This is a genomic window from Pelagibacterium sp. (genome assembly GCF_048264985.1).
Lineage (GTDB): Bacteria > Pseudomonadota > Alphaproteobacteria > Rhizobiales > Devosiaceae > Pelagibacterium.
The window spans coordinates 1-19,648 of sequence record NZ_JBLXCL010000006.1 but is presented as its reverse complement, the minus strand read 5'-3'; the positions used below and the strand labels follow the sequence as shown (position 1 = coordinate 19,648).

General features: G+C 56.9%; 20 protein-coding genes and 1 tRNA gene. 17 read left to right on the top strand and 4 right to left on the bottom strand.

What is annotated here, in order from left to right; all coding sequences use genetic code 11:
- Positions 1-14: 14 nt before the first annotated feature.
- Positions 15-2,666 carry an aconitate hydratase AcnA gene (gene acnA, locus ACN0TA_RS14595; RefSeq protein ID WP_417584210.1) on the top strand — a complete coding sequence of 884 codons (2,652 nt, stop codon included), beginning with the start codon at positions 15-17 and terminating at the stop codon, positions 2,664-2,666.
- A gap of 357 nt (positions 2,667-3,023) precedes the next feature.
- Here the strand turns inward: acnA and ACN0TA_RS14590 are convergent.
- Positions 3,024-3,100: transfer RNA gene (locus ACN0TA_RS14590), tRNA-Met, on the bottom strand.
- 236 nt (positions 3,101-3,336) lie between these two features.
- On the opposite strand from ACN0TA_RS14590, the gene ACN0TA_RS14585 reads away from it, so the two are divergent.
- From ACN0TA_RS14585 to ACN0TA_RS14515, 15 genes are all read left to right on the top strand, one after another.
- Entirely contained in the window at positions 3,337-4,374 is a 1,038-nt protein-coding gene (locus ACN0TA_RS14585; protein WP_417584208.1) for an aldo/keto reductase, read from the top strand.
- A 91-nt stretch (positions 4,375-4,465) separates the two neighbouring features.
- Entirely contained in the window at positions 4,466-5,074 is a 609-nt protein-coding gene (locus tag ACN0TA_RS14580; protein WP_417584206.1) for a TetR/AcrR family transcriptional regulator, read from the top strand.
- Between the two features lie 59 nt (positions 5,075-5,133).
- Positions 5,134-5,922 (top strand): ABC transporter ATP-binding protein, encoded by a 789-nt coding sequence (locus tag ACN0TA_RS14575; RefSeq protein WP_417584401.1) that lies wholly within the window; start codon positions 5,134-5,136, stop codon positions 5,920-5,922.
- Positions 5,919-6,614, top strand: a complete 696-nt coding sequence (locus tag ACN0TA_RS14570; protein ID WP_417584204.1) for a hypothetical protein — start codon at positions 5,919-5,921, stop codon at positions 6,612-6,614. The genes ACN0TA_RS14575 and ACN0TA_RS14570 overlap by 4 nt, the downstream gene beginning before the upstream one ends.
- The gene (locus ACN0TA_RS14565; RefSeq protein ID WP_417584202.1) at positions 6,611-7,336 is read left to right on the top strand and encodes a hypothetical protein; all 726 of its coding nucleotides are present in this window, start codon (positions 6,611-6,613) and stop codon (positions 7,334-7,336) included. Before ACN0TA_RS14570 ends, ACN0TA_RS14565 begins: the two co-directional genes overlap by 4 nt.
- A 168-nt stretch (positions 7,337-7,504) precedes the next feature.
- A complete protein-coding gene (locus ACN0TA_RS14560; RefSeq protein WP_417584200.1) occupies positions 7,505-8,218 on the top strand; it encodes a DUF599 domain-containing protein in 714 nt (237 codons plus the stop codon).
- Positions 8,215-8,721: a lysozyme inhibitor LprI family protein gene (locus tag ACN0TA_RS14555; protein WP_417584198.1), complete on the top strand. Its 507-nt coding sequence runs from the start codon at positions 8,215-8,217 to the stop codon at positions 8,719-8,721. The genes ACN0TA_RS14560 and ACN0TA_RS14555 overlap by 4 nt, the downstream gene beginning before the upstream one ends.
- A 30-nt stretch (positions 8,722-8,751) precedes the next feature.
- Positions 8,752-8,982 (top strand): DUF3329 domain-containing protein, encoded by a 231-nt coding sequence (locus ACN0TA_RS14550; RefSeq protein ID WP_417584196.1) that lies wholly within the window; start codon positions 8,752-8,754, stop codon positions 8,980-8,982.
- Between the two features lie 102 nt (positions 8,983-9,084).
- On the top strand, positions 9,085-9,399 hold the full coding sequence (locus ACN0TA_RS14545; RefSeq protein WP_417584194.1) for a (2Fe-2S)-binding protein: 315 nt from the start codon (positions 9,085-9,087) through the stop codon (positions 9,397-9,399).
- Positions 9,365-9,850 (top strand): bacterioferritin, encoded by a 486-nt coding sequence (gene bfr / locus ACN0TA_RS14540; protein ID WP_417584192.1) that lies wholly within the window; start codon positions 9,365-9,367, stop codon positions 9,848-9,850. The genes ACN0TA_RS14545 and bfr overlap by 35 nt, the downstream gene beginning before the upstream one ends.
- 410 nt (positions 9,851-10,260) lie before the next feature.
- A complete protein-coding gene (locus ACN0TA_RS14535) occupies positions 10,261-11,352 on the top strand; it encodes a polyamine ABC transporter substrate-binding protein (protein ID WP_417584190.1) in 1,092 nt (363 codons plus the stop codon).
- 77 nt (positions 11,353-11,429) lie between these two features.
- Entirely contained in the window at positions 11,430-12,572 is a 1,143-nt protein-coding gene (locus ACN0TA_RS14530) for an ABC transporter ATP-binding protein (RefSeq protein WP_417584188.1), read from the top strand.
- The gene (locus ACN0TA_RS14525; protein ID WP_417584186.1) at positions 12,569-13,525 is read left to right on the top strand and encodes an ABC transporter permease subunit; all 957 of its coding nucleotides are present in this window, start codon (positions 12,569-12,571) and stop codon (positions 13,523-13,525) included. Before ACN0TA_RS14530 ends, ACN0TA_RS14525 begins: the two co-directional genes overlap by 4 nt.
- Positions 13,522-14,322, top strand: a complete 801-nt coding sequence (locus tag ACN0TA_RS14520; protein WP_417584184.1) for an ABC transporter permease subunit — start codon at positions 13,522-13,524, stop codon at positions 14,320-14,322. Before ACN0TA_RS14525 ends, ACN0TA_RS14520 begins: the two co-directional genes overlap by 4 nt.
- A 14-nt stretch (positions 14,323-14,336) precedes the next feature.
- Positions 14,337-15,503 carry a pyridoxal phosphate-dependent aminotransferase gene (locus ACN0TA_RS14515; protein ID WP_417584182.1) on the top strand — a complete coding sequence of 389 codons (1,167 nt, stop codon included), beginning with the start codon at positions 14,337-14,339 and terminating at the stop codon, positions 15,501-15,503.
- 10 nt (positions 15,504-15,513) lie between these two features.
- Here ACN0TA_RS14515 and ACN0TA_RS14510 read toward each other — a convergent pair whose 3' ends face one another.
- The 3 genes from ACN0TA_RS14510 to ACN0TA_RS14500 form a co-directional block, all read right to left on the bottom strand.
- Entirely contained in the window at positions 15,514-16,395 is an 882-nt protein-coding gene (locus ACN0TA_RS14510) for an alpha/beta hydrolase (protein ID WP_417584180.1), read from the bottom strand.
- Positions 16,396-16,460: 65 nt separating this feature from the next.
- Entirely contained in the window at positions 16,461-17,357 is an 897-nt protein-coding gene (locus ACN0TA_RS14505; protein WP_417584178.1) for an alpha/beta hydrolase, read from the bottom strand.
- Positions 17,358-17,468: 111 nt separating this feature from the next.
- Positions 17,469-18,089: a flavin reductase family protein gene (locus ACN0TA_RS14500; RefSeq protein WP_417584176.1), complete on the bottom strand. Its 621-nt coding sequence runs from the start codon at positions 18,087-18,089 to the stop codon at positions 17,469-17,471.
- Between the two features lie 128 nt (positions 18,090-18,217).
- Between ACN0TA_RS14500 and ACN0TA_RS14495 the strand changes: the two genes are divergently transcribed.
- On the top strand, positions 18,218-19,417 hold the full coding sequence (locus ACN0TA_RS14495; protein ID WP_417584174.1) for an MFS transporter: 1,200 nt from the start codon (positions 18,218-18,220) through the stop codon (positions 19,415-19,417).
- Positions 19,418-19,648 lie beyond the last annotated feature (231 nt).

Sequence of the window (19,648 nt, the reverse complement as noted above, 5' to 3'; positions counted from 1 at the left end):
CCCAGGAGAAAACCATGAAGCGCCAACTCGGCACCGCAATGTCAAATAATGGCGAGCCTCTTACCTATATCGATTTGGCGGCAATGATAGGCAAGGAGCGCCTGGCCAGTCTGCCCTATAGCCTTCGTGTTGTCCTTGAAAACATTGTGCGCAACCATTCCACGTCAGACGGGCAACCCCAGGTCGATACGATCTTGCGGCGTGACGTTGGCGCAGCGCTGTCCCTTAAGATTCCGCGCGTGATCATGCCGGATTCAACGGGAGTTCCGATCCTAATGGACCTCGCTGCCATGCGGGATGGGCTGGTTGATCTGGGGCAAGATCCCGCAAACGTCGATGCAAAGGTCAAAGCGGACCTTGTCGTAGACCATTCACTGCAGGTGGATTCCTCTGGTTCATCCGCCGCCTTTGCAATCAATGCAGAGCGTGAATTTGACCGCAATTCCGAACGCTACATCTTTCTCAAATGGGCGCAATCGAGCTTTAACAATCTCACAATCCATCCGCCAGGCTCTGGGATCATCCATCAGCTCAATCTTGAATCCATAGCACCTGTGGTTTGCGTCGAAAGCGACGGCCAGGCCAAACTGGCCTTTCCCGACATGGTTGTTGGCAGCGATTCCCACACCCCAATGATCAACGCTCTCGGCGTTTTGGGTTGGGGCGTTGGGGGAATCGAAGCGGAAACCGTGCTCCTCGGTCAACCCTATCCTCTGGCAATGCCAGCTGTCGTTGGTGTGCGCCTGAGCGGTGCCCTGCGTCCCGGCGTGACGACCACTGATCTGGCACTAACAGTCACCGAGCGCTTGCGCCAAACTGATCTGGTAGGGAAGTTCGTTGAGTTCTGCGGTCCCGCCTTACCCTCGCTGAGTGTTCCGGACCGTGCGACCCTGTCAAATATGGCGCCAGAGTATGGAGCAACGATCGGCTTCTGGCCGATAGACGAGCGCACACTCGAGTACATCTCCAACACCGCCCGAAACCAAGCCGATACTGCCCGGATTGAACAATTCGCCAAAGCCGCTGGTTTTTTCCACGATGCCAGTGACCATCCGTCATTTGATGAAACTATAGAGATCGATCTTGGGACAGTCTCGGCATCTATGGCCGGCCCGAGCCGTCCCCAGGATCGGATTGACCTCCATGCTGTCCGAGCATCGTTTTCAAACGCCCTCGGTCAATCACGTCAGGAGGGTGGCTTCGGTGTCCCGGATGGAGTTCCCATGAGCGCCCGCGATGACGTGCCAACTCATGGGGCGGTCGTCATCGCTGCCATTACTTCGTGCACCAATACAGCCAATCCTTCCGTTATGGTGCGAGCAGGACTTATGGCGCAGCGAGCCGCTCAATTAGGGCTGGTTTCGAAGCCATGGGTGAAAACTTCCCTTGCTCCGGGGTCTCGCGTGGTCACCGGCTATCTTGAGGACTTGGGTCTTATGGAGCCGCTGCGTACCCTTGGCTTCGATGTTGTTGGCTATGGCTGCACCACGTGCGGGGGCAAATCCGGCCCTCTCTTGCCAGAAGCCGAAGCGGCAATTACCGAAAACGACCTGGTCGCCGTCAGCGTGTTGTCGGGAAATCGTAATTTTTCCGGACGAATCCATAAGCTGGTCCGCGGCAATTATTTGGGATCTCCGGCACTGGTCGTGGCTTATGCTCTTGCGGGCCGAATTACCATCGATTTCGAGCACGATCCCCTGGGCCATGACCACTCCGGCAGGCCCATTTATCTTGCCGACATATGGCCCGAAGACCATGAGGTTCAACGCGCAACCCTGCGCGCGGGAGACAAGAGCTTCTATCAATCGGTTTATGGCATCCAAACCGAAATCTCAGCCGAATGGACGAACCTCAAGGCGCCGACGGGCCGGACGTTCTTGTGGGATAGCCGGTCCCAATATCTTATGGCGCCGCCTTTCTTGAAGGTGAAAGACCGACAGCCAGGCCAGGGCCTGACCAACGCACGGATTCTCGGCGTGTACGCGCATTCTCTTACCACAGACCACGTCTCTCCTGGCGGTGAAATTCCTGCCGATAGTCCTGCGGGGGAATACCTTTTGTCCAAAGGCGTCGAGCCGCGCAGGTTCAATACCTATGTCGGCCGCCGCGGCAACCATGAAGTGATGATGCGTGCAACTTTTGCCAATATCCGCATCCAAAACCGAATGGCTCCAGACACCGAAGGCTGGTGGACTAAAATGATGCCAAGCGGAGAAATAGTATCCGTTTTTGATGCAGCCATTGCCTATGCTCAGAACGATACGCCGTTGGTCGTGATTGGTGGACGCGAGTATGGGACTGGATCGAGCCGCGACTGGGCCGCAAAAGGTCCTGCTCTGTTGGGTGTGAGAGCGGTTGTGGCTTTGTCGTTTGAGCGCATTCACCGAGCCAACTTGGCGGCTATGGGCATCGTGCCTCTCACATTTTCAGATCCGTCCGACTTTGAGAAATTTGTTGGCGATGAAACTGTGACCATCGAGAACCTTTACGGACAGCTTGTCCAAGGGGCACAAATTGTGGCCAAGGTCACTCGATCCGACGGATCCTCTCGTTCCGTTCCGTTGGTTGTCGACCTGCGCACCCCGACCGAAGCAAGCTACATACTCTCGGGCAATGTCCTCAAGACGGCACTGCAGCAGGTCATTGGTGAACGCGCCACAAGTTGACGTGGGAGTGGCCCAGTCATCTCACCCCAAAGTGATGCCGTGCCGTTCGACAATTTTAGCGCCGAGCAGCACTCGACCCTATCCCTCCCGGCCAATCGGTGCCGAGCGCAAAAATGATCGCTACGATCCAGTAGGTCAGCGGCTGTGGCTTGGCTGCCGCGGCAACCGCGAACGCGCAGATTGCGACAACAACCGCACCGTGTCCTTTGCGACAGTTTACGCGGAATGACCGAGTAAGTCGTCTTCACACCGAACCACAGAAAAGCGGCCCCTGGACATTCAAGTCCTTGGCCGCTTGCAGCGCTTTGCCCAAAAAAGGAAAGACCCAGCTAACTCATTGAGTTAACTGGGTCTTTTTGGTTGCGGGGGCAGGATTTGAACCTGCGACCTTCAGGTTATGAGCCTGACGAGCTACCGGGCTGCTCCACCCCGCGTCAAGAGTGTCTCGTATGTGCGGTGCGTCGTGCGAACCGCTTGGGACGCCGCTTATATAGGGGTGCAAATTGCGTTTGCATACCCCTTGCGAACGCCTAAACGACATTTTTTTGACACTGACCGAAACGCCCTCCAGTTCGTCGCGATTGCACTTTGCGCCAAGCGCCGCTACATTTGGGTCAGGGGTTCTGCCCTTTCCATATTTCCTCAGTTTTCAAGCACCTGGATTTTCCTCATGCAACAGCGCACGCTCGGCCGCACCGGCATCTCCGTGAGCACGATTTGTCTCGGCACAATGACTTGGGGCGAACAGAACACCGAGGCCGAGGGCCACGCCCAGATCGATCTTGCGCTTGAGAGCGGCGTCAATTTCATGGACACCGCCGAACTCTATTCGACGCCCGGCCGCGCTGAAACCCAGGGGTCCACCGAAACCATCATCGGCAATTGGTTCGCCGCCAACGGACGGCGCGAGGACTGGGTGCTCGCCAGCAAGATCGCCGGCCCGGGTAATGAATGGATTCGCGGTGGCCGCGCCATGGACGCCAAGGAGATCGTCACCGCCCTCGACGCCAGCCTCCAGCGCCTGCAGACCGATTACATCGACATATACCAGCTCCACTGGCCCAATCGCGAGCATTACAATTTCTCGAAATCCTGGGCCTTCAATCCCTATGGCCAAGACCGTCAGGCCATCCGGGACAATATCGCCGAGGTGCTTGAAGCCCTCGACGCCCAGGTCAAGGCCGGCAAGATCCGCGCCGTGGGCCTGTCCAACGAAACCAGCTGGGGCGTTTCCGAATATCTCAAGATCGCCGAAGCACGCGGCCTGCCGCGCATGGCGACCATCCAGAACGAATACAATCTGCTGCGCCGCCATTTCGATCACGATCTGGCCGAAGTCTGTGCGTTCGAGGATGTCGATTTGCTCGCCTACTCGCCGCTTGCCGCCGGTCTTTTGAGCGGCAAATATAATGGTGGGGAGATACCCGCCGGCTCACGCGGCGCGCTCGGCGCCATGTGGCGGCTCAATCCCCAGTCCGAAACCGCGACGCGTGCCTATATGACGCTCGCCGAGACCCACGGCCTCGATGTCTGCCAGATGGCCATCGCCTGGTGCCTCACCCGGCCCTTCGTCGGTTCGGTGATCATCGGCGCCACAAGCATAGAACAGCTCAAAACCGACATCGCCGCCCACGCCGTCACCCTCACGCCTGAAGTGCTCACAGGAATCGAAGAGCTGCACAGGCTCTATCCACGCACAGTCGCCTGATCGGTATCGAGCGGCAGGACGGCCTCCGTCTTGCCGCTCATTTTTCGTTGTGCTATGACCAAGTGACAATTTTGGTCACAGCGGCTTGTCCATGCCCCGTCATTTCACCAAGGCCGACAATGACCTGATCCGCGCCCAGCTTCTGACCGCCGGTCTGAACCATTTCGCGCAATATGGTCTGCGCGGCATGCGCGTCGACGATGTGTGCAGGGATGTCGGGGTTGCCAAAGGCACGTTCTATAAATTCTTCGAGCACAAGGAAGCGCTGTTTCTGGCGATCGCCGAACAACGCGACCAGATGCACAAGGCAGATATCCTTGCCAGCTTTGCCGATTGCAACGGCACGGTTGCCCAGCGCGCTGAACGGTTTTTCGATCTTTTGGTGGAAAAGCTCATGTCCGACCCCCTGGTCGCCATCGTCAGCGTACCCGACGATTTTGCTGCACTCATGCGCAAGACACCGCCCGATCGCCTCTCCCATGAGGAGGAAAAGGACCTGCGCTTCATCGAAGGGTTCTGCACGGGGCTGAGGAAAAAGAACCTGATCGGGCCCGTCGATCCGCACGACCTTGCTGCAATTCTCACGCTGCTGGTCAGCCTTGTGCTGCAAAAGAGCCTGTTCAGCGACAGCCAGTTCTCGGCGAGCCGCGCGCTGTTGCGCGATGTGTTCGTTCAAAAGCTCACAGCCAGCATCCCATGATTTCCGTCTCGGGGCTCAGCTTCACATACAAGGGCGCGCGAAAACCCATCTTGAACAGCGTGTCGTTCGCTGTTCCGGAGGCCTCGGTTTATGGCCTCCTTGGTCCGTCTGGCGCCGGAAAATCCACCACCCAGAAAATTCTCATGGGCTTGCTCGCCGGTTATGAGGGCAAGGCAAGCGTATTCGGCCACCCTCCGGCCCAGTCGGGCCGGGCATTTTACGAAAGGATCGGGGTCAGCTTTGAATTGCCCGCGCTCTATACTCGGCTGACAGCGCGCGAAAACCTCACCCTGTTCGCCGCACTTTACGACAAGGCTCCGCTTGCGCCCGACGCGGCACTTGAAATCGTCGATCTCCTCGATGCCGCCGATCAGCGGGTCGAAAATTTTTCCAAGGGCATGAAGATGCGGCTCAATCTGGCCCGGGCGCTGCTCAACGATCCACCATTGCTGTTTCTGGACGAGCCGACGACAGGGCAGGATCCAGCCCGCGCCCGGATAACCCGCAAGCTGATTGCCGATCTGCGCGCCCGCGGTAAAACGATCTTTCTCACCACACATAATATGAGCGAAGCAGCGGAACTCTGCGACACCGTGGGGTTTCTTATCGACGGTAAAATTGCACTTGAGGGGACTCCGGCCGAACTGATGATCCGTTTTGGCAAACCCGAACTCGTTGCCGGCGTGCGCCGAAACGGCACTATCGAGATCGAGCAATTCGCAATGGAAGACCTTGCGCGCGATGCCCGCTTCCAGGCCCTGCTGCAATCGGGCGACATCGTTTCCCTTCACACGCGTGAGGCCAGCCTCGACGAGGTTTTCGTCGCAGTGGCAAGCGCCAGGCAATGAATGGGCTTGCCACACTGCTCGCCCATGATCTGCGGCTGCAATATCGCTATGGCATCCACGCCGCCTATGGCGCCGTTGTTGCGCTGTACGCGGCCATTCTTGTTCTTGCCGGCCCCTACATTCCCGATTGGTTCGTTGGACTGTTGATCTATTCCGACCCCTCGGCGCTGGGCTTTTTCTTTCTCGGCGGGCTCATGCTGCTCGAAAAGGGCGAAGGGGTACGGAGCGCTTTGGCAATCGCGCCGGTTTCGGCCCGGACTTACCTTTTGGCAAAAACGATAACCCTCACAACGCTCGCGCTCGCTGCCGTCATCGTGCTGGCTCTGGCTAGGGCGCACCCCACCGACTGGGCGATCCTGATCTCCACCGTCGCGCTCACTTCGGTTTTTTATGTCGGCATCGGAATACCCATCGCGCTCCGCTTCAAGACCGTAAATGCCTATCTGCTGGGCTCGGCGCTTCTGCTTGCACCGGCGCTCATTTCTGCCGGCTTCGCTTTCCTCAATCCCCCGCCTTTAGTGCTGACCCTTCTGCCTCCGGTGGCACAGCTCCGGTTGACGCTTGTAGCGCTGGGATATGGTACTGCCGGCATCCTTGATCTCGCTGTCATGTTTTCGTCAGCCTTCATCGCAGCCGCCACCGCATGCTGTTTCGCCCATCGCGCCCTAAAGATCGAGCTCGGCATCAAATGAGCATCCCTTCGCCCAGAACACTGAAAAATCTGCTCGGCGCCGATGCACTCAATGTCTCGCGCGATCCAATGCTGATGTTGGGCATCATCATGTGCCTGCTACCGGTTCCCTTGATCCTTGTCTTCGGCCCGCTCGTCGAAACGTCAGCATTTCAAGCTTTCGCCATATCGGGCATGACCAAAATGCTTGGCGCTATTGCCGTTCTCATGCCCGGCGCCATGCTCGGCTGGGTCACAGGCTTCATGCTGCTGGAAGACCGTGACGATGGCGTACTGATGGCGGTTGGAATCACGCCGATCGGACGGAGTGGGTTTCTGGCTTACCGCCTGATCGTCACAATCTTTCTCACACTGTCCGTTTCGGTCGGCATCGGTTTGATCGTCCTGCCCGCCCAACCGGCAAGCGTGACCGTCTTGATGGCGATGATCGCCGCTGGCCATGCTGTGCTGTGCGCAATGTTTCTTTTGGCCTTCGCCAGTAACAAGGTGGAAGGATTGGCCCTGACTAAGCTTATCAACCTTGCCCTCCTTGCCCCCTTGGCGGCGCTGATTGCGCCCCCCTGGCGTTATCTCGCCGCCATTGTGCCCACGTTCTGGGTCGGCCAACTGGTCCAGCCCGCTCCAGCGATGATCCCACCTGTGGTCGCAACGCTGATTGCGCTCGGGACAACGAGTGCTCTGGTCATTCTGCTGCGCGCTCGTCTGCGCCACCGCACCGATTAGGGCCCACCTCTAGATCGTGGCCGCTCCTCTTTGCATGGCACAAACGCCAAGGCTCTCCCACATCGATCGCCTGCAATAAATTCTTGCGGGGGCGAGCGATGATTTGCTGTCGCAATAGGGCGGCGCAGACGCTATCGTTCGACAAAGAGGCAAGGGAGCAATGATTTCGTGCAGATAAACGGCTTCGCGCTTTTTGCGTCCATGCTTCCGCTTCTGGCCCTCTATTCCTATAGCTTTGCATCAAAGCTGCTGGATCGCAGCCGGCCTTCGCTATCGGCGTTGATGAACGAGCAGCGGTTCAATTGGGTTACCCAGGCCGCCCGCCGCGACACTCCGCTTGATGCGATCCTGTCGGGCAACATAATGAGCTCGGTATCGTTTTTCGCGTCGACAACAGCGCTGCTGATTCTGGCGCTGTTCACGGTCATCGGCCAATTGCAAGAATTTCTGCCTGCGCTGTCCACGATAAGCTTCGGCCCGTCCTATACCGAATTCGATCTGCAGGTGCACAATGTCGTGCTGCTGTTTCTGTTTGTTTATGCGTTTCTCGCCTTCACCCTGTCGCTGCGCCAGTTCAACCATTTCTGCATTCTGCTTGGTGCGCTCGACCACGGCAAACCTGCCCCGGCGGATGAGATCAGGACCATTGCCCGCATCAATGCAATGGCCGCGCAGCGCTTCAACTCAGGGATACGCTCTTACTATTTCGCCATTCCGATGGTCGCCTGGTTCGTGTCGAGCTGGCTGGCTATTATCGTCACCATATGCACTATCGGCCTCCTGCTCCACCGCGAGTATTTTTCCAACGCCCGCTGGTTGGTTGCGCGCATCACGCCGCACCAGGGCGTTTCCAGACAAAGCCCGAAAGGAGACAGTCAATGAAAGCCCTGGCCATCATAGCGTCCATGCTCATTGCTTTGCCCGCCACTGCGCAGGACACCACAAGCTTCACAACGGCCGATGCCGAGCTGATGACCGGTTGCATCGCCGAACTCTCCGATCCCAAGCGCGCCGAGGAAAACCCCGATGCGGTGCGGCAAGCGTCTCAATGTATCGGCGCAGCGTCCAATGTGTGCATGGACACCGAGGACGGTGGCTATACGACAATCGGCATGGTTGAGTGCATGGCGCGCGAAACCGACTGGTGGGACAGTCAGCTCAACACAAGCTACGCAAGCTTGGGGGAAACGCTCGAGGCCGATCTGTTCACCACGCTGCAACATGCCCAACGGGCATGGATTGCCTATCGCGATCAAAGCTGCGGGTTTGAATATGACCGCTGGGGCAATGGCTCGATGCGCACCATAGCTCACGCCAGTTGCATGCTCGATGAAACCGCCCGCCGCGCCCAGACACTGTCGGGCTATCTCAACCCGGAGGGGTAAGATGCCAGCTCGCACCACCAGGAGACTGTAATGAACAACGACGCCGACCACCCCTGGTTTCGCCCCATGTGGCGCCGCGCCCTCATGGTCCTCATCCCCGCCATTATCGCTGCTGTCGACATCTATCACGGCAATTTCGGTTGGGCGCTGGTCTTTGGCGGCTTGGGCGCCTATGCGGCCTATATCTTCTTTATCGCCTGGAACAAGGAAACGCCCGACGCGCCCACAGCACCCGACGATCGGCCCGAAGACGAGCGTTGACCGCGATTTTGTGATAAGGGCAGCCCAAAGCTGACATTGACAATCAGCTTTTATTTCGTATGTATGGCTCGCAAAGTCCCAACTCCTTACCGCGCGCCAATCATGCTTGTCTGTCAGTGCAATCTGATTTCCACCAAAGACATTGAAAATATCGTCGTCGATCTTCTCGATGAGGATCCCTGGCAGCTCGTCGTGCCGGCTCACATCTATCGCGAGCTTGGCAAGCGCGGGCAATGTTGCGGCTGCGTGCCCAACATTGTGGACATTATCGGCAAGGTCACCGAAACTTATCACCTTAAATTGGCCGGGAACGCCGCCAATCTGGTGGACGTTAGGACCAGAATGAAGACCCTGCGCAAGTCCACGCGCCAAGGAGGTGAAAGTGAAAGGCGACGCAAAGATCATCGAGCGGCTTAACGAAGCGCTCTTTCTCGAACTGGGTGCCATCAACCAGTATTGGGTTCATTACCGCCTGCTTGACGATTGGGGCTTCAAGCGCCTCGCCGAAAAGGAACGCGCCGAATCCATCGAAGAGATGCACCACGCCGACAAGCTGATCGACCGCATCATCTTTCTTGAAGGCCATCCCAACCTGCAGCGTGTAGCGCCACTGCGCATCGGTCAGAACATCAAGGAAGTGCTCGAAGCCGATCTTGCCGGAGAGCTCGACGCCATCGCCTCTTACCGTGAATCGCGCAAGCTTTGTAACGATCTCGGTGATTACGTCACGCAGCGTATTTTTGAAGAGCTGTTGACCGACGAAGAAGGTCACACTGATTTCCTCGAAACCGAACTCGACCTGCTCGCGACCATCGGCGAGGAAAAATATGGTCAGCTCAACGCAAAGCCGGCCAACGAAGCCGATTAGCCTCGTCTCAAGTTTAAGTTATTTCACCCCCCGCTCGCTCCGGCTGCGGGGGTTTTTGCGTGCGGTGTCATTGTTGTGTCAACGTTGCACAAACATGCTGGGCAACGACACTCAACTCCATAGCTTTTTCGCCATTGTTGACGTCATTGCCCCGGTCCTGCAAAAATTATGCTGCTGGAAACCTCTATTGCCCACAATTTCGCTTTTCAGGGATCGCGCTTGCCTGTAATCCGGAAATCGACCTTTTTATGCCTAGCGGTCGGGGCCAAGCGCGGAATTTCATCCGCGGATCCGATTGGTGAAGCGGCGAAGGGAGTGCCGTGTGGTTGACGCCGCCAAGAGGTAACTCCGGAGCAGTCGCACGTCATTGTCACCATCTCTTTTTCCTATCGAAAGGGACCTCCGTCACTATGCACAAACCGTTGATTTTCCTTAGCGTTACCGCCTCGGTGCTGGCCACCGCTGCGCTTGCACAAGCCCAGACCGTCAATATCTACAACTGGTCTGACTATATCGCCGAAGACACGCTCGAAAAGTTCACAACCGAAACGTCGATCACTACAAATTACGACGTTTTCGATTCCAACGAAATCGTCGAAGCCCGCCTTCTGGCCGGCTCTTCGGGCTATGATGTCGTTGTTCCATCAGGATTTTTCCTTGAGCGCCAGATTCCCATCGGCCTGTTCCAGCCGCTCGACAAATCCAAGCTTCCCAACATCGACAACCTCGATCCCGCCATCATGGCAATCGTGGAGGCTCATGATCCCGGCGCCGAATACGCTGTCCCCTACATGTGGGGTACAACCGGTATTGGCTACAACGTCGGCGCGATCACCGAACGGTTGGGTGAAGACGGCCCGCTGAAAAGCTGGGACCTGCTCTTCGATCCCGAAATAGCCGCTCAACTTGCCGATTGCGGCATTTCGGTTCTGGACGCTCCCGTCGAAATGGTCGCGGCCGCGCTCAACTATCTCGGCCGCGATCCCAACTCCGAAGCCCCCGAGGATCTGGAGCAGGCCGAGCAGCTGATTGCCTCGATCCGCCCCCACATCCGCGCCTTCCACTCCTCCCAGTACATCTCCGATCTCGCCAATGGCGAAATTTGTCTGGCAGTGGGCTATTCCGGTGACGTGTTCATTGCCGCAGATCGTGCCGCCGAAGCCGACCAAGGCGTTGAAATCGCTTATGTCATCCCCCAGGAAGGTGCATCGATCTGGTTCGACATGATGGCCATTCCAGCTGATGCGCCGAACCCTGAAGCGGCTCACGCCTTCATCAACTTCATCCTTGAACCCCAGATCGCAGCCGACATTACCAACTACGTCTGGTACGCGAACCCCAATGCCGGGGCCGATGCGTTTGTCGATCCTGAGGTGCTCGAAGATCCTGCGATCTATCCCACAGAGGACGTAATGGCCAATCTGTTCCCGCTCAAGGCTCGCACGCCCGGTTACGACCGGCTCTTGACGCGCGCCTGGACCCGGATCAAGACCGGCGTTTAAGCGCTCAAATGTTGCATGGCGGGGCGCATTGTGGTGCCCTGCCAAATCTTCTTATTCGGGGGTGGGGAAGTCCTCTTTTGAAAAAGCCTCAAATCGCCGCCGATGCGCGCCCTTGGCGCGATGCGGGCGCAGAGCCTTTCGTGCGCATTCGCAATGTCACCAAGACTTTTGGCGACGTCTATGCGGTCGACGACGTCTCTCTCGATATCTACAAGGGCGAGCTTTTCTGCCTGCTCGGGGGATCTGGGTCAGGCAAGTCGACTCTTCTGCGCATGCTCGCGGGCTTTGAATCCATCACCGCCGGAACCATTGAAATCGACGGGCAGGACATGGCCAGAGTGCCGCCCTACCAGCGCCCGATCAATATGATGTTCCAATCCTACGCGCTCTTTCCGCATATGAGCGTCGAGGCCAACATCGCCTATGGCCTCAAGCGTGAAGGCATGGCCCGCACCGATATCTCCGAGCGGGTTGCAGAATTGTTGAAGCTCACGCGCCTTGATCCCTTTGCCAAGCGCAAGCCACACCAACTGTCCGGTGGGCAGCGCCAGCGCGTCGCCCTGGCCCGTTCGCTGGCCAAGCGCCCAAAACTTCTCCTGTTAGATGAACCGCTCGGCGCGCTCGACAAGAAGCTGCGCGAAGACACCCAGTACGAACTAGTCAAGATCCAGGAAAGCCTTGGCGTCACCTTTATTGTCGTCACCCACGATCAGGAGGAAGCCATGACGCTTTCGACCCGCATCGGCGTTATGAACGACGGCAAGATTGCACAGATCGGCGAGCCCCAGGAAATTTACGAGTTTCCCAACTCCCGCTTCGTTGCCGGGTTTGTGGGCTCGGTCAACATGTTCGAAGGCGTCGTCACCGAAGACGAAGACGATCATATTAGGATCGATTCTTCGGCCGAAGCAGGGTGCGATATCTATGTGTCGCACGGCGTCGACTGCGCGCCCGAGCAGACGCTCTGGTACGCCATCCGACCCGAGAAAATGGTGCTCTCGCGTGAGCGGCCCGAGGGCGATGCCAATGTCACTCACGGCCTTGTGCAAGACATTGCCTATCTCGGCGACATGAGCGTTTTCCGAATACTGCTCGACAGCGGAAAACGCATTCACGTCTCCCAGACCAACGTTTCGCGCTACGATCCCCAATCGATCAGCTGGGACGAAAAAGTCTTCATCTCCTGGGAGCCGGATGCCGGGGCGGTGTTGACGTCATGAGCGGGGGCGCAATCCAGTCTCCTCGACGCCTGGCCTGGAGCTTCATCACCAAAGGATTATACCGGCTGGGCATTTCCGGCCGAACGGCATTGATCCTCGCGCCGACGCTGTGGCTGGCGGTTTTCTTCCTGATCCCGCTGCTCGTCGTGTTCAAGATTGCCTTAAGTGCGTTCGCGCTGGGCCAGCCGCCCTATCTGCCCATGTTCGCATGGAGCGCAGATGAGTCATTGTCCATCACACTGCACTTTTCGAACTTCTTGTTCATCTTGCAGGATGCGCTCTATGCAAACGCCTACATAAACTCAGTTCGCATCGCCGCCATCTCGACAGCCCTAGCGCTGGTTCTCGCTTACCCAATGGCGTGGTTCATTGCCAGATCTGATGACAAGTACCGAAACCTGCTGCTCATGCTGGTCATCTTGCCATTCTGGACGTCTTTCCTGTTGCGCGTTTATGCATGGATGGGATTTCTCGGGCGCAACGGCATCATCAACAACGCGCTGATGGGATTGGGCATTATCGATGAGCCCATCACAATGCTCCAGACCGAAGGCGCTGTCTTTGTGGGCATTGTATATACATATCTGCCATTCATGATCCTGCCCATCTACACAGCATTGGTAAAACTCGACCAGAGCCTGATTGAAGCCTCGGCCGACCTGGGTGCCCGCCCCTTCATGACGTTTCTGACGGTTACACTTCCACTTTCGATGCCCGGCGTCATTGCAGGTTCGATGCTGGTCTTCATCCCGGCCATCGGAGAATTCGTAATCCCCTCGCTCCTGGGCGGTGCCGACACATTGATGATTGGCCGCGTTCTTTGGGATGAGTTTTTTGCCAATCGCGACTGGCCGGTCGCTTCAGCGGTGGCCATCGTCATGCTTGTCATCCTCGTCGTCCCGATCATGCTCTTGAGCAGAGCGCAGAACGCAGTGGTTGAGGGAGACCGATGAAGCGCGGCTATTTCACCACGATCATGGCCATCATAGGGTTTGCTTTTCTCTATGCGCCAATCGTATCGCTCGTTGTGTTTTCATTCAACGAAAGCCGACTGGTGACCGTTTGGACCGGATTTTCCCTGCGCTGGTATGCTGCACTCTTCAATGATTCTCAGGTCGTGGCCGCCGGTCTCCTCAGCCTTCAAATTGCCGCGGTCAGCGCAACCATCGCGACCCTGTTGGGCACACTTGCTGCAATTGCCCTCACGCGACTGGGCAAGTTCCGTGGAAAGACGGCTCTGACGGGCATGGTTTCGGCCCCGCTTGTCATGCCCGAAGTGATTACAGGACTTTCAGCCCTCTTGCTTTTCGTGTCGATGGACGCGCTTCTCGGCTGGCCGGGCGGGCGCGGCTTTACGACAATAACCATCGCCCATTCCACCTTCTGTATGGCCTATGTCACTGTGGTCGTGCGCTCGCGCCTGATCGATATGGACCGCTCGCTCGATGAAGCGGCAATGGATTTGGGCGCAACACCGCTCAGGGTGTTTTTCGACATCACCCTGCCCATCATCGCGCCAGCTTTGATTTCAGGTTGGCTACTTGCCTTCACGCTCTCACTTGATGATTTGGTGATCGCCAGTTTCGTATCTGGCCCTGGATCCTCGACCTTGCCCATGGTGATCTTCTCAAAAATCCGCCTTGGCGTGTCCCCCGACGTCAACGCGCTAGCAACTATCATTATCGGCATCGTTGCCATCGGCGTTGTGGCAGCCACAATCATCGGTGCGCGCCGGCAGCCGAAAGCCTGATCGAAGAGTTATCAATGTCAGCAACAGCGCGGCCACAAGTCTCGGCACTTTCGTCCTCGCGCATCCGCGACATCGCCAATGCCGGAATGGGCCGAACCGACATTTCCGCTTTCTGGTTTGGCGAAGGCGATGAGGTAACACCACTTTTTATTCGCGAAGCTGCGCAGAAAGCTCTGTCCGAAGGCGAAACTTTCTATGTCCACAATCTCGGTCTTCCCGAACTGCGCAACGCCATCGCGGCCTATGAAAGCAAACTGCAAAATATAGTTTCAAAGCCTGAGCAGATCGCGGTGACCGGTTCTGGTGTCTCGGCACTGATGATCGCCAACCAGCTCATCGTTTCGCCCGGCGACAAGGTTGTTGTGGTCACCCCCATTTGGCCCAACATCGCAGAGGCCCCTCGCCTTCTGGGTGCCGAGGTCACGCGGTTTGCATTGACTGTTTCGAATGGAAAATGGTCGCTCGATCTTGATCGGTTTCTCGATATCCTGACGGCCGACACGCGAATGGTGATCATAAACGCGCCAAACAATCCAACCGGGTTCACCCTTGATCAGCACGTTCAAAAGACGATCCTCGATCATTGCCGGAAACTCGGCATCTGGGTTTTGACCGATGAAGTCTACGAGCGCCTGATTTTTGATGGTAGCGCCGCCGCGCCCTCGATGTTGCGAAATGCCACCCCCGAGGATCGCATAATTCGGGTCAATTCATTCTCCAAATCCTGGCGCATGACCGGCTGGAGGTTGGGCTGGCTGACTTTGCCCCTTGCCCTGATGCCCGATGTTCCCAAAGTCATTGAGTACAACACCTCCTGCGCGCCGTCTTTTATCCAAAAGGGCGGCCAGGCTGCACTGAACGACCCAAGAGGCGAAGAAACAATAGCCGCGCTCAAGTCCGGCCTGGCCGCATCGCGCGAAACTTTGAACTCCGGTTTGGCGCAGATGGGACGCATTGAAAACCCCGATGCCGATGGCGCCATGTATGCCTTCTTCCGTATCGAGGGCGCGCCAGACGATATGGAAACCGCCAGGACACTCGTCGCCGATTACGGTTTGGGCCTTGCACCCGGTAGCGCTTTCGGTCCCGAAGGCGCGGGTTGGCTACGCTGGTGTTTCGCCGCCCCCCCCAATAAAATCGCTGACGGACTTGAGCGCCTTGAGCGCTTTATCAAACGCTAGATCGGCATATTCACCTGACAGACGTGTTTTCCTCAAGAAACGCCAGGACGTCCTCGATCACCGAATAGCGCCAGCGCAAAGGCATCGCCAACGATACGAGGGTATCGGCGTGATTGCCGCCCTCATAAATCTTGAGAGACACATCGGTCCCGCTCTCTGTCATTTTTTCAGCCAACGCCACAGAGTTGCGCAGATAGACAGTCTCGTCTTTATCCCCGTGCCCCAGAAATACAGGTGGAAGCGGTTCCGACACCAAATTGACAGGCTGCGTTTGCTCGGGTTGTGAGAAGCCACCAAAGGCATTCTGCGACTGGGAGACGTCAAAGGGGAAAAAATCATAGGGGCCTGATAAGCCAACGATGCCTCTTACATCGGACATCTCCAACGCAAAGCGAGCGTCGAGCGCTAGCATCATGACGTTATAGGCACCAGCCGAATGTCCCATGAGAACCATCCGGCCAGCATCCCCGCCGTACGTCCCTATTTGTTCTCGGGTCCATTGCACTGCAAGCCCATTGTCGGCAACAAAGTCGGGAAATACCACATCGGGCACCAGCCGGTAGTCGGCAATAACGGTCAGATATCCGCGCGCAGCCAACGCGCGTCCCACGAAACTGTATTCCCCTTTCTCCCCAGACTCCCAACCGCCGCCATAGCTGAAATAGACAACCGGCAAACCGGTCGCCTCACCAGCCGGTCGATAGATGTCGAGCTTTTGGCGGGGATGAACGCCGTATGCGACATCGCGCTCAACAGCGACATCACCGTCCTTGGGAACGAGCGCATTGAAAATTCCCACTGGCGAAAAAGCGTTGGCTATCCCGAACAGTCCCGCAATCGCCCCGACCATAAGTGCTCCCGCCCAGACGAGGGCACGCGTTCCATTGTTCATGCAGCTTGATACGTCCCAGGACGCCACATGGTTTCATAGACTGAGCGGTAAATTTGACTGCGTTTCTATGCGTCCAACGCACCAAGGCTGGAGAAGAAATTGACGACATCATCGAGCACCGGCGCGCGCCAGCGCAACATCGCGCCGAGCGCGGTTACGATTTCCATATGCCCGATCCCGTCATAATATCGCTCGTCGACGGGCACATTGTTTTCGCGCAGCTTTGCCGCCAGTGCCGTGGTGTTGTCGGTCTTGACAATCAGATCGAGATTGCCGGTTGCCAGAAACATCGGCGGCGCCGAAGAGGTGACCAGACGGACCGGTTGCGTTCCTTCAGGATTGGGCGCGTAGCCGAACGCCTCACGCACCTCATTAAATTCGAACGGATAGAAATCATAAGGGCCGGCCAGACCGGCAATACCGCGCACCTTGAGTGACGACCCCGCCTCGCGCAGGAACGTCGGGTCGAGACCCAGCATGACAGCGTTATAAGCGCCTGCAGAGTGACCGGCGAGAAACAATTTGTCGGGGTTCCCACCAAAAGTGGCGATATTGTCTTCCACCCACTTAGCCGCCACAGCGATATCATAGAGGAAGGCGGGATAGGTCACTTCCGGCACAAGCCGATAATCGGCAATCACCGTTACGAACCCGCGCGCTGCGAGTGCGCGACCGACAAAATCGTATTCCCAGCGCTCGCCGCGCGACCAGCCGCCGCCATAAATGAACATGACAACCGGCGCGTTGCCGCGAGGATTTTGCTGCACATACACGTCGAGCTTGCCTCGCGGGCCACCGGCATAGGCAATGCCATCACCCATCTTCATCACCCCGCCATCAACGGCGGTCGGCAGGTTAAACGGATCCATGAGCGAGACGGCCTGAACCGACCCGGGCAACATGCCGCCACCCAGGGCGAAGGCACCTGCGGTACCAATAAAATGGCGACGCGAAACTTTCATTGCAGCCACAACAATTTGGAGGAAACTGTAATCAAACCCTTTCCTGCCCCATGATAGCGACCAATTTTAGACAGGATAGGGGCAAGCTCTGACACAGCTCTTAAAGAAATCCTACGATGAAATCGCAGGTCGTAACATTTCAAACACCGAACTCACTTCAGCATAGTCGCCACGATAACCACAGCGGGCAATCGGCCGTGCTCTTTCAATATCGAACAGCCCATCACGCAGATAACTTTCGTCGATATGGACCCGGACGACCTGCCCGATCACAAGTTCGCGCGACAGGTCATTGCCGTTGAGATCGACAAGCGGTTTGATCTCCAGCAATTTGCATTCAAAGCTGGCCGGAGCCCCACAGACCCTTGGCACCGAGACCTCATCTGACGGTAGCTTTGCAATACCGGCCTCGGCAAACTCATCAATCCATGGATCAAACGCACCAGAACTGACATTCATGACTTCAGCCTGATCGCGTGTTGCAAGATTATACACGAACTCGCCAGTCGCCTCGATGTTGTTGATCGAGTCCTTGCGTCCTTCACTTCCGAAAATCAGTATCGGGGGTGCCGAGCAAAAAATATTGAAGAAACTATAGGGCGCTAGATTGGCAGATCCCGTTGTATCGCACGACGATATCCAGCCAATCGGCCGCGGTGCGACAATGGCTTTGATCGGGTCATGGGGCAACCCGTGGCCTTGCGCGGGATCATAGGAATGAAACCTGGTCATCAAATTGTTCGCCTTGTCTGCTGACGTCTTTCGCCCGCATTAATCGGGTTTGCCCCCACTGCCAACAGCACTAATTTGCCGCCGTTACGTACCGGCGCGATTCGTCGGGCTTTATCGGGACTGCCATCATGTTCGCCGCAATTCGTCAGTTCAACCTCACAATCTGGCTTGTCATTCTCGCGACATTTGCCGGCCGTTTCGCCCTCTTCATGATATGGCCGTTTCTGGCCATTTTACTGTATCGAAAGTTTGGACTTAACGAATTTGAGGTCGGCCTCTTTCTAGCGCTCTCCACAGCAGCCGGCGTCGTCTTCGGATTCTATGTCGGCTATCTTTCCGACACGATCGGCCGGCGCAAGATCATGACTGCAGGTCTGGCACTTTCAATTGTCGCCCTGATAATTCTTGGTACAGCCGATAGCCTGATCATGCTGTTCATCGGCACATTGCTCCAGGCATTCGCTGGCCCCATGGTCGAAGATCCCGGACGCGCGCTGATGACGGACATGGTTGATGATCGCAACGTCAAGGACATGGCGCTGCACGTTCGCTATTTCGCACTCAATGTCGGCGCAGCCTTGGGCCCCATACTCGGCGCTGCAGCCGGCCTTACTGGACAGCAGACGACATTTTTGTTGGTCGCGGCAATTTATGCCGTCTACCTTTCCGCTGCAGCGATAGTCTTCAATATCGAGCGGCCCTTAAAGGGGTCGGCAATGGGCCGTAAATTCAAGTTTGTAGATGTCCTCAACGTCTTGCGGCGCGACAATGCATTCGTCCTTTTTGTCATTGCCGGCCTACTGGCATCGATCGCCTATGGTCAGATCGACGCCGGCCTCGTGCAATATCTGCAGCAGGAACAGGTTGCCGATATCGCTACCCTCTACGCCTTTCTGATCGGCACGAACGCGACGACCATCGTGATTTTCCAGTTTCCGCTACTTAAGCTCACGTCAAAGACATCACCCTTTATGCGCGCCATGATCGGTGTAGCCTTGTTTGCCGCAGGCTTTCTCGGATTTGCATTCGCTCCGGTAGATCCGCCATATGCACTCCTGGTCGCCATGGTCATTCTAAGTCTGGGTGAAGCCATTTTCTTCCCCACAATGAGCATAATCATCGACCGAATCGCCGTGCCCGAAATGAAGGGCAGCTATTTTGGCGCCTTTTCCTTCAGCGTATTCGGCTTTGCTTTAGCCCCTTTGATTGGCGGTACTGCACTGTATTTGTTTGGCGGGTTTCATTTATGGTTATTGATGTTTTTTCTGGGTATTTTTGTATCAGTTTTATTTTTGGTTGCGGGTTGGATTTCTGGGCGTGAGGGTTGATTGGGTTTGCAAGCGCTGGGCCCGTTTGTGTGTTGCTGTGGTGGTGGGATCTGGCGGCGCCCGGGAGGTGCCCAGCCTCAACGTCGCCCGCTGTCCTTGTTGGTCGGCCGCGCGCCTGGAGCTGCGCCCGCGGCGCCGAGCATGGGTCCTGACGACTGACGCGCCTGCACCGAGCGCCGGTTTGGCCGCTGGCCTTTTTGGAGCCTGTGCCAGGCACTCGGCTTGACCGCT

What these genes read in the sequence shown, in the direction of transcription:
- ACN0TA_RS14555 (WP_417584198.1), top strand. Translation starts at nt 8,215, where the DNA reads ATGAAAGCCCTGGCCATCATAGCGTCCATGCTCATTGCTTTGCCCGCC.
- ACN0TA_RS14500 (WP_417584176.1), bottom strand. Translation starts at nt 18,089, where the DNA reads ATGACCAGGTTTCATTCCTATGATCCCGCGCAAGGCCACGGGTTGCCC.
- acnA (WP_417584210.1), top strand. Translation starts at nt 15, where the DNA reads ATGAAGCGCCAACTCGGCACCGCAATGTCAAATAATGGCGAGCCTCTT.
- ACN0TA_RS14520 (WP_417584184.1), top strand. Translation starts at nt 13,522, where the DNA reads ATGAAGCGCGGCTATTTCACCACGATCATGGCCATCATAGGGTTTGCT.
- ACN0TA_RS14565 (WP_417584202.1), top strand. Translation starts at nt 6,611, where the DNA reads ATGAGCATCCCTTCGCCCAGAACACTGAAAAATCTGCTCGGCGCCGAT.
- ACN0TA_RS14550 (WP_417584196.1), top strand. Translation starts at nt 8,752, where the DNA reads ATGAACAACGACGCCGACCACCCCTGGTTTCGCCCCATGTGGCGCCGC.
- ACN0TA_RS14580 (WP_417584206.1), top strand. Translation starts at nt 4,466, where the DNA reads ATGCCCCGTCATTTCACCAAGGCCGACAATGACCTGATCCGCGCCCAG.
- ACN0TA_RS14525 (WP_417584186.1), top strand. Translation starts at nt 12,569, where the DNA reads ATGAGCGGGGGCGCAATCCAGTCTCCTCGACGCCTGGCCTGGAGCTTC.
- ACN0TA_RS14505 (WP_417584178.1), bottom strand. Translation starts at nt 17,357, where the DNA reads ATGAAAGTTTCGCGTCGCCATTTTATTGGTACCGCAGGTGCCTTCGCC.
- ACN0TA_RS14515 (WP_417584182.1), top strand. Translation starts at nt 14,337, where the DNA reads ATGTCAGCAACAGCGCGGCCACAAGTCTCGGCACTTTCGTCCTCGCGC.
- ACN0TA_RS14585 (WP_417584208.1), top strand. Translation starts at nt 3,337, where the DNA reads ATGCAACAGCGCACGCTCGGCCGCACCGGCATCTCCGTGAGCACGATT.
- ACN0TA_RS14510 (WP_417584180.1), bottom strand. Translation starts at nt 16,395, where the DNA reads ATGAACAATGGAACGCGTGCCCTCGTCTGGGCGGGAGCACTTATGGTC.
- ACN0TA_RS14570 (WP_417584204.1), top strand. Translation starts at nt 5,919, where the DNA reads ATGAATGGGCTTGCCACACTGCTCGCCCATGATCTGCGGCTGCAATAT.
- ACN0TA_RS14495 (WP_417584174.1), top strand. Translation starts at nt 18,218, where the DNA reads ATGTTCGCCGCAATTCGTCAGTTCAACCTCACAATCTGGCTTGTCATT.
- ACN0TA_RS14535 (WP_417584190.1), top strand. Translation starts at nt 10,261, where the DNA reads ATGCACAAACCGTTGATTTTCCTTAGCGTTACCGCCTCGGTGCTGGCC.
- ACN0TA_RS14545 (WP_417584194.1), top strand. Translation starts at nt 9,085, where the DNA reads ATGCTTGTCTGTCAGTGCAATCTGATTTCCACCAAAGACATTGAAAAT.